This is a genomic window from Microbacterium sp. 69-7, from assembly GCF_001897985.1.
In the GTDB taxonomy this organism is placed as follows: Bacteria; Actinomycetota; Actinomycetes; order Actinomycetales; family Microbacteriaceae; genus Microbacterium; species Microbacterium laevaniformans.
This window is the reverse complement of record NZ_MKRU01000096.1, coordinates 37374-48572: the sequence shown is the minus strand read 5'-3', so window position 1 is coordinate 48572 and position 11199 is coordinate 37374. Positions and strand designations below refer to the sequence as shown.

Annotated in this window: 10 protein-coding genes and 4 tRNA genes; 7 read left to right on the top strand and 7 right to left on the bottom strand. The window is 68.1% G+C overall.

Annotation, left to right across the window (positions count from 1 at the left end; all coding sequences use genetic code 11):
• Nucleotides 1–63 precede the first annotated feature (63 nt).
• From BGN98_RS11975 to BGN98_RS11965, 3 genes are all read right to left on the bottom strand, one after another.
• Nucleotides 64–135 (bottom strand) — tRNA-Val (locus tag BGN98_RS11975).
• A 28-nt stretch (nt 136–163) separates the two neighbouring features.
• Nucleotides 164–234: transfer RNA gene (locus BGN98_RS11970), tRNA-Cys, on the bottom strand.
• A gap of 67 nt (nt 235–301) precedes the next feature.
• Nucleotides 302–374 (bottom strand) — tRNA-Gly (locus tag BGN98_RS11965).
• A gap of 160 nt (nt 375–534) precedes the next feature.
• Here BGN98_RS11965 and BGN98_RS11960 point away from each other — a divergent pair.
• The 3 genes from BGN98_RS11960 (at nt 535) to BGN98_RS11950 (ending at nt 1522) form a co-directional block, all read left to right on the top strand.
• Nucleotides 535–610: transfer RNA gene (locus BGN98_RS11960), tRNA-Val, on the top strand.
• A gap of 84 nt (nt 611–694) precedes the next feature.
• On the top strand, nt 695–1120 hold the full coding sequence (locus tag BGN98_RS11955) for a hypothetical protein (protein ID WP_005049514.1): 426 nt from the start codon (nt 695–697) through the stop codon (nt 1118–1120).
• A 54-nt stretch (nt 1121–1174) separates the two neighbouring features.
• Nucleotides 1175–1522 (top strand): YnfA family protein, encoded by a 348-nt coding sequence (locus BGN98_RS11950; RefSeq protein WP_005049513.1) that lies wholly within the window; start codon nt 1175–1177, stop codon nt 1520–1522.
• 24 nt (nt 1523–1546) lie between these two features.
• On the opposite strand, the gene BGN98_RS11945 is transcribed toward BGN98_RS11950, so the two are convergent.
• The 4 genes from BGN98_RS11945 to BGN98_RS11930 all read right to left on the bottom strand — a co-directional run bounded on the left by BGN98_RS11945 (nt 1547) and on the right by BGN98_RS11930 (nt 5937).
• Nucleotides 1547–2113 (bottom strand): type II toxin-antitoxin system PemK/MazF family toxin, encoded by a 567-nt coding sequence (locus BGN98_RS11945; RefSeq protein WP_005049512.1) that lies wholly within the window; start codon nt 2111–2113, stop codon nt 1547–1549.
• A gap of 91 nt (nt 2114–2204) precedes the next feature.
• Nucleotides 2205–3476 carry an ammonium transporter gene (locus tag BGN98_RS11940; protein ID WP_288121502.1) on the bottom strand — a complete coding sequence of 424 codons (1272 nt, stop codon included), beginning with the start codon at nt 3474–3476 and terminating at the stop codon, nt 2205–2207.
• A 191-nt stretch (nt 3477–3667) separates the two neighbouring features.
• Nucleotides 3668–4696, bottom strand: coding sequence for a cell division protein ZapE (gene zapE / locus BGN98_RS11935; protein WP_288121501.1), 1029 nt, complete (start codon nt 4694–4696; stop codon nt 3668–3670).
• A complete protein-coding gene (locus tag BGN98_RS11930; RefSeq protein WP_288121500.1) occupies nt 4693–5937 on the bottom strand; it encodes an alpha/beta hydrolase family protein in 1245 nt (414 codons plus the stop codon). The genes zapE and BGN98_RS11930 overlap by 4 nt, the downstream gene beginning before the upstream one ends.
• A gap of 25 nt (nt 5938–5962) precedes the next feature.
• Between BGN98_RS11930 and BGN98_RS11925 the strand changes: the two genes are divergently transcribed.
• From BGN98_RS11925 to BGN98_RS11910, 4 genes are all read left to right on the top strand, one after another.
• Nucleotides 5963–6568, top strand: coding sequence for a DUF3000 domain-containing protein (locus tag BGN98_RS11925; protein ID WP_036290729.1), 606 nt, complete (start codon nt 5963–5965; stop codon nt 6566–6568).
• Complete coding sequence (locus tag BGN98_RS11920) at nt 6561–7757, top strand: ribonuclease D (protein ID WP_005049505.1); 1197 nt, start codon at nt 6561–6563, stop codon at nt 7755–7757. The genes BGN98_RS11925 and BGN98_RS11920 overlap by 8 nt, the downstream gene beginning before the upstream one ends.
• A gap of 72 nt (nt 7758–7829) precedes the next feature.
• Entirely contained in the window at nt 7830–9032 is a 1203-nt protein-coding gene (locus tag BGN98_RS11915; RefSeq protein WP_005049503.1) for a thiolase family protein, read from the top strand.
• A gap of 13 nt (nt 9033–9045) precedes the next feature.
• Complete coding sequence (locus BGN98_RS11910) at nt 9046–11190, top strand: 3-hydroxyacyl-CoA dehydrogenase NAD-binding domain-containing protein (protein WP_288121499.1); 2145 nt, start codon at nt 9046–9048, stop codon at nt 11188–11190.
• Nucleotides 11191–11199: the final 9 nt, after the last annotated feature.

Here is an 11199-nt window from a genome sequence, read left to right as displayed (position 1 = left end):
CTGCACACGTAGCGCCGCACCTTCCGGGCACAAAAAAACCCCGGCTAACCGGGGCTTATTCTGTGCGCGATACTGGGATCGAACCAGTGACCTCTTCCGTGTCAGGGAAGCGCGCTACCGCTGCGCCAATCGCGCCTGTACAGGCTTGTTCAGTTATGAGGCGAGGTGGCGACGGGATTCGAACCCGTGTAAACGGCTTTGCAGGCCGGTGCCTAGCCGCTCGGCCACGCCACCGTGTGGATTAACCGTGTGGTTTGACCCCACGTGCCGTGATCGTTTCGAAAAACGATCCCTGCACTCGAGCGGATGACGAGACTCGAACTCGCGACCCTCACCTTGGCAAGGTGATGCGCTACCAACTGCGCTACATCCGCATGCTCCCTGGTTGCCCCGGGAACTTGATCGACTTTAGCCGACTATTTCGCCATCGCAAAACCGAGCGCCGCCCGCGCGTGTCTCGCGGTCTGGGCGGCCACAGGATTCGTGTCAGCGCCCGGCATCCGGTAGCATCGAGTCTCGGCCCGCACGGGTCTTGGGCGATTGGCGCAGTTGGTAGCGCGCTTCCTTCACACGGAAGAGGTCATCAGTTCGAGTCTGGTATCGCCCACCACGAAACCCCCGGCCCCGCCGGGGGTTTCTCTATTCACGGCGAACAATCGAACACCCGGTGGCGCTGACGCGTAGCGTCACGATCGTGAGCGTCTCCCCCGGCATCCGCGTGACGCTGGTGGTCGTCGCCCTCTTCAATCTGGCATCGTCCGTTGCCGGGTGCGTGCTCCTCGTGCTCGTGGGCGGCGACCGTGTCGGAATGCCGCACGAGTGGCTCGAGCGCACGCCCTTCTCGTCGTGGGTGTGGCCGGGACTCATCCTCGGCGTCATCGTCGGCGGCTCTCAGCTGCTGGCGATCGTCGCGCAGCGAGGGCGATACTCCATCGCATGGGGGCTGCACGCGGCATCCGGTCTCGTGATGATGATCTGGATCTTCGTCGAGATCGCCCTGCTGCTGGTCTGGTCCCCGATGCACGGCATTTACTTCACGACCGGGCTCCTGCAGACCGTGCTCGCCGTTCTCGCCCTCGGGGCCTGGCCACGGCCGTTCCTCGCCCGGATGCCGAGATGATCTCGCACCGGCACGGGAAACACGGCCGATACGTCCGCCTGACAAACTGGCGTGATGACCACCGCGCGGATCATCATCCTGTTCGTGCTCGCGGCGATCGCCGAGATCGGCGGGGCCTGGCTCATTTGGCAGTCGGTCCGTGAGAACCGGGGGTGGCTGTTCGCCGTGCTCGGGGTGATCGCCCTCGGCGGCTACGGGTTCGTCGCGGCTTTCCAGCCCGACGCACACTTCGGGCGTGTGCTCGCGGCGTACGGTGGAGTCTTCGTCGCCGGCTCCCTTGCCTGGGGAATCGTCATCGACGGCTTCAAACCCACGCTCTGGGACTACATCGGCTCGGCTGTGGCGCTTCTCGGAGCCGCGATCATCATCTTCGCCCCCGCACTCCAGCGCGGGGCGGAGTAGCCGGCACCGGGTGCGCCGGGCCGCTCAGACCTCGCTCAGCCAGCCGTAGCGACCCTGAAGTGCCGCGGCGACCCCCGCGAACCGTCGACGGTCCAGGGCTGCGGCCTCGCGTCGCATCCCGCGCACGTGCACGCTGTAGAGCTGCTCGATATCGACCCACGACGGCCGGCCCTGCGAGTCCCACGCCCCGGTGCCGATGGAGAGGTAATCACGGTCGCCGTCGTGGGCCTTGCTGGTCAAACGCACCGCGAACACCCGGTCGGCGCCGTCGTGGCCGATCACCAGGACGGGGCGGTCCTTGCCGCGCCCGTCGTTCTCCTCGTACGGCACCCAGGTCCACACGACCTCCCCGGCATCCGGAGCCCCGTCACGCTGTGGGGCGTATCTGATCGTCAGACCGCCACGCGCCGGCGGGCGGACCTCGCGTGTCGCCGTCTGTCCGTCCTGACCGGGGCTGAGCGTCGTGGGGGCGGTGGGCCGCGACGGCCCCGGCGTCCTCGCGGGCGCCGAGGGGCGGGAGCGGCCACCGAAGAGGCCGAGAATCCCCCGGACGAGCGATGTCAGAGTGCCGCGTCCGTCGCGAGATGCCATGGCTTCACGCTACCAATCGCTGTCGGATGTGTTCGCACACGCCGAAGGGGCGTCGGATCGTGAGATCCGACGCCCCTTCGAGGGATTCGTGTCAGTCGACGAGCGCGTAGCCCTCTTCACCGTGCACGACGGTGTCGATGCCGGCGATCTCGTCCTCGTTCTTGACGCGGAAGCCGATCGTCTTCTCGATGATGAAGCCCAGCACGTAGGCGACCACGAAGGAGAACACCAGCACGGTGACGGCAGCGATCGCCTGGAGGATCAGCTGCTCGGCGTTGCCGCCGAGGAACAGGCCCGTGCCCGTGGCGAAGAAGCCGAGGTACAGCGTTCCGATCAGACCACCGACGAGGTGGACGCCCACGACATCGAGCGAGTCGTCGAAGCCGAGACGCCACTTGAGCTCCACCGCGAGGGCGCACACCGCGCCGGCGATGACACCGAGCAGCAGCGACCAGCCCGGTGCCAGGTTGGCGCAGGAGGGCGTGATGGCGACGAGACCCGCGACGGCACCCGAGGCGGCGCCCACGGCGGTCGGCTTTCCGTCCTTCAGCTTCTCGACGATCGCCCAACCGAGGATGGCGGCAGCGGTCGCGCCCAGCGTGTTCAGGACGATGAGGCCGGCAGGCGATCCGACCCCGGCGATGCCGGAGAGGATGTCTCCCGAGGTGCCCTCGGGTGCAGCGTAGAAGGCCGCGGCGCCGGCGTTGAAGCCGAACCAGCCGAACCACAGGATCGCAGCTCCCAGCATCACCAGCGGCACGTTGTGCGGCTTGTGGATGCCCTTCTGGAAGCCGACGCGCTTGCCGAGCACCAGCGCGAGAGCGAGGGCGGCGGCACCGGCGTTGATGTGGACAGCGGTTCCACCGGCGTAGTCGATCACCTCGGTCGAGAAGCCCAGCGTGGTGCCGAGGTTGAAGATCCAGCCGTTGGTGTTCCACACCCAGCCGGCGACGGCGAAGTAGTCGATCGTCGCGAAGAAGAACGCGAAGATCATCCACGAGCCGAAGCGGGCGCGGTCGGCGATAGCGCCGGAGATGAGGGCCACGGTGATGATGGCGAAGGTGGCGCCGTAGGCGACGGCCGTGAGGTTCACGGTCGCGTTCTCACCGGTCGCCATCGCGCCGAGGCCGAAGTCGGAGAAGGGGTTGCCCAGGATGCCGCCCCACCAGTCGGCGGTCTGCATGTTGTATCCGTAGAGGATCCAGAGCACCGCGACGAGACCCATCGCGCCGAAGCTCATCATCATCATGCTGATGACGCTCTTCGCCTTGACGAGGCCGCCGTAGAAGAAAGCCACGCCCGGCGTCATAAAGAGCACGAGAGCCGTAGCGGCGATATACCAAGCGAGATTTCCGCTGTCCATGAAGGTCCTCACTGATGTGTTGTGTAACTCGGACCGGGGCGTCGCGGTTTCGGGGTCGGGACGTCCCAGCGCACTCAGTGTTGCGGTACGCGGTTACCGCCGGTACCCGCGTCGTGTTTCGCGCTCGTTACGGCCGACGCGCCCAGGTAAACATCACGTTTCGGCGCGGCATCCGTCGCCCGTGAGAGCGGTCAGGAATGCGTGAGTGCATTCAGGCGGGAGATCGCTCGCAGGTACTTCTTGCGGTAGCCGCCCGCGAGCATCTCCTCGCCGAAGACCTCGTCGAGCGGTCGACCGGTCGCGCGCACGGGAATCTGCGCGTCGTACGCCCGGTCCACGAAGGCGACGAATCGCAGCGCCGCGGACTGGTCCTGCAGCGTGACGACATCGCGCAGGCCGATCGTCGACAGGTTCTCGATCAGCCGCACGTAGCGCGACGGATGCACCGTCGCAAGGTGGCGGATAAGGTCGGCGAAGGCGTCGTCCGAGACGACACCGGATGCCGCGGCGGCATCGATCGCCGCGCGATAGGCATCGTCGTCCCACACCTCGGCGTGCCCGTCGAGGGCGCGCTGACGGTAATCGGTGCCGTCGATGCGGATGGTCTCGAAGCTCGACGCCATGGCGTGGATCTCGCGAAGGAAGTCCTGCGCGGCGAACCGCCCTTCGCCGAGCGCATTGGGCGGCGTGTTCGACGTCGCCGCGAGCCGTGTGCCGGTCGGGACCAGCTCCCCCAGCAGCCGCGTCATCACCATCGTGTCGCCCGGATCGTCGAGCTCGAACTCGTCGATGCACAGCAGGTCCGCACCGCGGAAGAGCTCGACCGTCTTCTGGTACCCGAGTGCTCCGACCAGTGCGGTGTACTCGATGAACGACCCGAAGTACTTCCGCCGCGCCGGCATCGCATGGTAGATCGCCGCCAGCAGGTGGGTCTTGCCGACGCCGAAACCGCCGTCGAGATACACGCCCGGCTTCATCTCCGGGACCTTCTTCGCACGACGGAAGAGTCCTCCGCGTTCTGCCGGTCCTCCGCCGAGACTGAACGAGATGAGTCGCTCCTTGGCCTCCTGCTGCGAAGGAAACGCCGGGTCTGCGCGATACGTGTCGAACGTGGCGCCGTCGAACTGCGGCGGCGGTACCAGCGCGGCGACCATCTCGGCACCGGACACCGCCGGCTGGCGATCGACGAGGCGGATCGTGCCGGAGCCGGTGGATGTCATCGTTCTCCCTCGTCGACCGGCGCCGACGCGGGCACCAGATCGTGTGTGCGCAGCCAGTCGCCGATCGCGTCGGTCCAGCGCTGCTGGTCGTAGTTCCAGAGCTTCGTGTGACGCGCCGTGCGGAACACCTGCAACTCGACCAGGTCGGGTCGGGCATCGGCCAGGCGGTGCGAGGCGCTGGACGGGACGAACCCGTCGTCATCGCTGTGCAGGATGAGCACGGGATGGCGCAGTTCTGCGGCACGCGCCACGATGTCGAGTCGGTCGAGCGGAATCGCTCCGTCGGCGCCGATCGCGGGCGCCGCCCATCCCGTGCGCAGTGCTCCCATCGCCAGATCGGTGACGGGCGCGGGCACGTGCAACGCCTTGGCCTGATAGGAGAGGACGGTGCGCCAGTCCACCACCGGCGAATCGAGGATGACGCCGACGATCTGCTCGCGGTGCGCGGAGCCGAGCGACGTCTGCAGCGCGATCGCGCCGCCCATCGACCAGCCCATGAGCACGATGCGGCGGGCGCCGTGTCGCAGAGCCCAGCTGACGGCGGCATCCACATCGCGCCACTCGGTCGCGCCGAGCGCGTAGGCTCCGGCACGGCTGCGCGGAGCGTCGCCGTCGTTGCGGTACGACACGACGAGCGACGTGATGCCCAGAGCATGGAACACCGGCACGGCACGCAGGCATTCGGCACGCGTCGTGCCGCGTCCATGGATCTGGATGACCCAGGTCTCGTCGTCGACGTCGCTCGGCGGCTCTGCCGGAAACAGCCACGCCGGGCAGGCGCCGATCGCCGCCGGCACGTGCTCGCGCGTGAACGGCAGATGCAGTTCCTCCGGGCGCTGGTAGTACCAGCCGCTGAACGCCGCGTCGGCATCGAGGCTCGACTGACCGCCGACCTGCGTGAGCAGCTTCCGCTTGACGGTGTCGCCGTCGCTGGCCAGCACCGAGCCCACCTTGAGATAGTCGGCGGAACCGGTCGTGAACAGGCCGTAGCGTCCGGGCAGCACCGTGTCGGGCGTGCGTGCCAACGTGATCGTCTGCGCGGACACGTCGATGTCGACGATGCGCGTGTCGGGGACGCGCGTTGACGGGGTGACCACTCGACGTGCCATGCGCAGTGCGACGGCGAAAGCCATCGCGGCCGTCGCGAACAGGGCCGCAGCGAGGGAGAGGGCTAGCATCCGCAGGGTGGCCGGAGCGCCGATTCGTGAGGCGCCGAGGGCGGCGCGCCTGGGTGCCTTCATCGTGGGCCCATCCTAGTCTGTGACCGTGGATGACACCCGTCCCGCCGCTGAGACACCGGCCTTCGCACGCGCCGCAGAGCAGCTGCGGTCCCTGACTTTCCGGTCTGACTTCTCCGTGCGCGAGATCGCCGCTCCGACGAGTCTCGCCCCGGAGGCGATCGCCTTCGCGGGTGACGTCCGTCCGGATGCGGACGGGCTGGATTCGCCCTACGGCACCGGGCGCTTCGTCCTCATGCACGACCCTGCCGAACCGGACGCATGGGGTGGGCCGTGGCGTATCGTGTGTTTTGCGCAAGCTCCACTCGAAGCCGAGATCGGCGTCGACCCGCTGCTCGCGGACGTCGCCTGGTCGTGGCTCGTCGATGCGCTCGAGGCGCGCGGCGCGGCCTTCCATTCGGAGTCCGGTACGGCGACCAAGACCCTGTCGAAGGGGTTCGGTTCGCTCGCCGCCGAGGGCGACGGGGCGCAGATCGAATTGCGGTCGTCCTGGACGCCCGCCGGTGACCTGACGGCCCACATCGAGGCGTGGGCGGAGCTCGTGTGCATGTTGGCGGGATTGCCGCCGGGATCAGAGGGCATCGCCGTGTTCGGCTCGCAGCGGGGTGCATCAGGAAGGGGAACGCGTGGCTGAGTACGACGTCATCACGGATGCCGCCGGCCTCGCCGCCGCCGCCGACGCGCTCGCCGCGGGCACCGGCCCGGTGGCCGTCGACGTGGAGCGCGCATCAGGCTTCCGCTACTCGCAGCGGGCGTATCTCATCCAGGTGTACCGGCGCGGTGCCGGCGTCTTCCTCGTCGACCCTCCTGCGGTGGGCGATCTGTCGCCGCTGCAAGAGGCGATCGGAGACATCACCTGGATCCTCCACGCCGCCAGCCAGGACCTGCCCTCCCTTCGGGAGGAGAACCTCGAGCCGCCTCAGATCTTCGACACCGAACTCGCCGCCCGTCTTCTCGGGCATGAGCGCGTGGGCCTCGGCGCGGTCGTCGAGGACACGTTGGGAATCACCCTCGCGAAGGCGCATTCCGCGGCGGATTGGTCGACGCGTCCGCTGCCTCAGCCCTGGCTCGAGTACGCCGCGCTGGATGTGCTGCACCTCGTGGATGTCTTCGAGGTGCTGCGCGACGAGCTCGAGGAGCAGGGAAAGACCGACATCGCGGCTCAGGAGTTCGAGACGGTGCGTACGCGGCCCGTGAAGCCCCCTCGCGAGGAGCCCTGGCGGCGCCTCAGCGGTCTGCACACCGTCCGCGGTCGCCGAGCGCTGGCGATCGCGCGAGCCCTCTGGATCGCCCGCGAGGAGTACGCGCGTGAGCAGGACACCTCGCCCGGTCGACTCGTTCCCGATCGCGCTCTGGTGGCCGTTGTCATCGCCGACCCCAAGACGAAGCAGGATCTGGCGCGCGTCAAGGACTTCACTGGCCGCGCGAGCCGCAGTCAGCTCGACCGGTGGTGGGCCGCGATCGAGGCCGGCCGCGCCGATCCCGCGTTGCCCGCGGAGCGCGCCTCCGGCGATGGAATGCCGCCTCCGCGGGCATGGGCGGAGCGCAACCCGGCGGCGGACCTTCGGCTGAAGGCGGCGCGCCCGCTCGTGGAACAGCTTGCCGTCGACCTGCGGATGCCGACGGAGAACCTTCTGACCCCCGACACCCTGCGGCGGGTCGCGTGGGCTCCCCCGGCCGAGATCGACGCGGCATCCATCGGCGAAGCGCTCGCGGCCCATGGCGCGCGTCCGTGGCAGATCGAGACGACGGCGAGGGTCATCGCCGGCGCGTTTGTCGAATCCGTGCAGACCACCGAGGCTGCCTCCGACCTCGCGTCGTAGAATCGTTCCAAGCGTTTCCGTGAGACTGAGTTTCACCGTACGCTGGACTGAATCTCAACCCTTGGAGGCAGTGTGGCCGAGCTCTCGGACGTCTACTTCGTCGATGGAATGCGCACCCCGTTCGGTCGCGCCGGCGAGAAGGGCATGTACTGGAACACCCGCGCGGACGACCTCGCCGTGAAGGCGACGATCGGACTGATGGCGCGGAACACCGCGGTTCCCGCCGACCGGGTCGACGACGTCGCGATCGCCGCGACGAGTCAGACGGGCGAACAAGGCCTCACGCTCGGGCGCTCCGTGGCCATCCTCGCAGGCCTTCCGCAGACCGTGCCGGGCTTCGCGATCGACCGGATGTGCGCCGGCGCCATGACGAGCGTCGCCATGATGGGCGCCTCGATCAGCGCCGGCATGTACGACGTCGCCCTCGCCGGCGGTGTCGAGCACATGGGCCACTACCCCATCGGCGGAAACGCCGACCCCAACCCGCGGTTCGTGGCCGAGAGGATGGTCGACCCGGGTGCGCTGAACATGGGCGTGACGGCCGAGAGAATCTTCGACCGGTTCCCGCAGCTCACCAAGGAGCGCTCCGACCGCTTCGGCATGCTCAGCCAGCACAAGGCGCAGGCCGCATACGAGGCCGGCAAGTTCCAGCCCGATCTGGTGCCCGTCGCGGTGAAGGATGCCGAGGGCAGCTGGGGCCTGGCGACGGAGGACGAGGGCCGTCGCCCGCAGACCACGATGGAAGACCTCGCCGCGTTGAAGACCCCGTTCCGTCCCCACGGGCGGGTCACCGCCGGCACGTCCTCACCGCTCACGGACGGGGCGACGATGTCGCTGCTCGCCGGGGGCGGCGCCGTCAAGGAACTCGGTCTCACCCCGAAGATGCGCATGGTCTCGTTCGCCTTCGCCGGAGTGCAACCGGAGATCATGGGCATCGGCCCGATCCCCTCCACCGAGAAGGCGCTCAAGAAGGCGGGTCTGACCATCGCCGACATCGGGCTGTTCGAGCTCAACGAGGCCTTCGCGGTGCAGGTCATCTCGCTTCTGGATCACTTCGGCATCGCCGACGACGACCCGCGCGTCAACCAGTGGGGCGGGGCGATCGCCCTCGGCCACCCGCTGGCCGCGTCGGGCGTGCGCCTGATGATCCAGCTCGCCGCGCAGTTCGCCGAACGCCCCGACGTCCGCTATGGCCTCACGGCCATGTGCGTGGGGCTCGGCCAGGGCGGGTCGGTCATCTGGGAGAACCCGCACTACAACGGTCGCAAGCGCTGAGAGGACGACGGACATGACGAACTACGACGAGATCGACTTCTCCCCGCTCACCGCACTCGCAGACGGTGAGGTCGTGACCCACTCGCGCGTGCGTGACATCACGTTGCCCTCGGGCAAAGTGCTCGCACTGATCACGCTCGACAACGGTCGCGACCACACGCGCCCCAACACCCTCGGGCCGGCGACCCTCACCCAGCTCGGAGAGACGCTGGCGGCACTCAAGGCCCGCGCAGCCGCCGGCGAGATCCAGGCCGTCGGCATCACGGGCAAGCAGTACATCCTCGCCGCCGGCGCCGATCTCTCCGACATCACTCGGGTGGGCTCGAAGGACAACGCCCGACTGGTCGCGCAGCTCGGCCACAAAGTGCTCGGCTCGCTCGGCGATCTCGGGGTGCCCTCCTTCGCCTTCGTGAACGGCCTCGCTCTCGGAGGCGGCCTGGAGATCGCGCTGAACTCGACGTACCGCACGGTCGATGCCTCGGCAGCCGCGATCGCGCTGCCCGAGGTGTTCCTGGGCATCATCCCCGGCTGGGGTGGCGCGTACCTGCTGCCCAACCTGATCGGCATCGAGAACGCGCTCGAGGTCGTCATCAGCAACCCGCTCAAGCAGAACCGCATGCTGAAGCCGCAGCCGGCGTTCGACTACGGGATCGTCGACGCGATCTTCCCCGCGGCGACCTACCTCGAGAGCTCCCTGGCCTGGGCCGACGCGGTGCTCACGGGCGCCGTCAAGGTCGAGCGCAAGAACGAGCCGGGCAAGATCGAGCGCCTCACCAAGTGGCCCATCGCCATCAAGATGGCCCGCGGCATGCTCGAATCCAAGATCGGCACCGTCCCCCGCTCCCCCTACGCCGCGCTCGAACTGCTCGACAAGGCCAAGAGCGGCACGAAGGCCGAAGGCTTCGCGCGGGAAGACGAGGCTCTGGCCGATCTCGTCACGGGCGATCAGTTCGCGGCATCCATGTACGCTTTCGACCTCGTACAGAAGCGGGCGAAGCGACCCGTCGGCGCCCCCGACAAGGCACTCGCGAAGAAGGTCACGAAGGTCGGCATCATCGGTGCCGGACTCATGGCGAGCCAGTTCGCCCTGCTGTTCGTGCGCAAGCTCCAGGTGCCGGTGCTCATCACCGACCTGGATCAGGCTCGCGTCGACAAGGGTGTCGCCTACATTCACGACGAGATCGGCAAGCTCGAGGCCAAGGGCCGCCTCGATGCCGATGCGGCGAACAAGCTGCGCGCGCTCGTGACCGGGACGACCGACAAGAGCTTGTACGCCGATTGCGACTTCGTCATCGAGGCCGTCTTCGAGGAGGTCGGCGTCAAGCAGGCCGTCTTCGGTGAGATCGAGAAGATCGTCGCCGAGGATGCGATTCTCGCGACCAACACCTCGTCGCTGTCGGTCGCGGAGATCGGCTCGAAGCTCGCGCACCCCGAGCGGCTCGTCGGATTCCACTTCTTCAACCCGGTCGCGGTCATGCCGCTGATCGAGATCGTCAAGACGTCGGACACGACGGATGCCGCGCTGTCGACCGCTTTCGTGGTGGCGAAGGGCCTCGGCAAGAACGCGGTGCTGACCGCGGATGCCCCCGGCTTCGTCGTCAACCGTCTTCTGGCCAAGGTCATGGGCGAGGCGGCCCGCGCCGTCTATGAGGGCACTCCCGTCGCGGATGTCGAGAAGGCGTTCGCGCCGCTCGGCCTGCCGATGGGGCCGTTCCAGCTGATCGATCTCGTGGTCTGGAAGGTCGCTGCGCACGTCCAAGACACGATGGTCCATGCGTTCCCCGACCGCTTCTACGCGAACGAGAACTTCCATCAGCTCGCAGAGCTGCCGGAGGTCGTCGAGAAGGACAAGGGCGGACGGGTCACCGGTTTCACCAAGGCCGCCGAGAAGGCGCTGAAGGGGCATGTTGCGTCGGCCCCGGCATCCGCCGACACGATCCTGCGCCGCGTGCAGGACGGCTTGGCCACCGAGATCAAGCTGATGCTCGACGAGGGTGTCGTGCCCGAGGTCGAAGACATCGACCTGTGCCTCATCCTGGGCGCCGGCTGGCCGTTCATCGACGGCGGCGCCTCACCCTACCTCGACCGCGAGGGCGCGTCGGAGCGGGCGTTCGGCGACACCTTCCACCACCCGCCGATTCGCGGCATCGGCGGCTGATACCGCCGG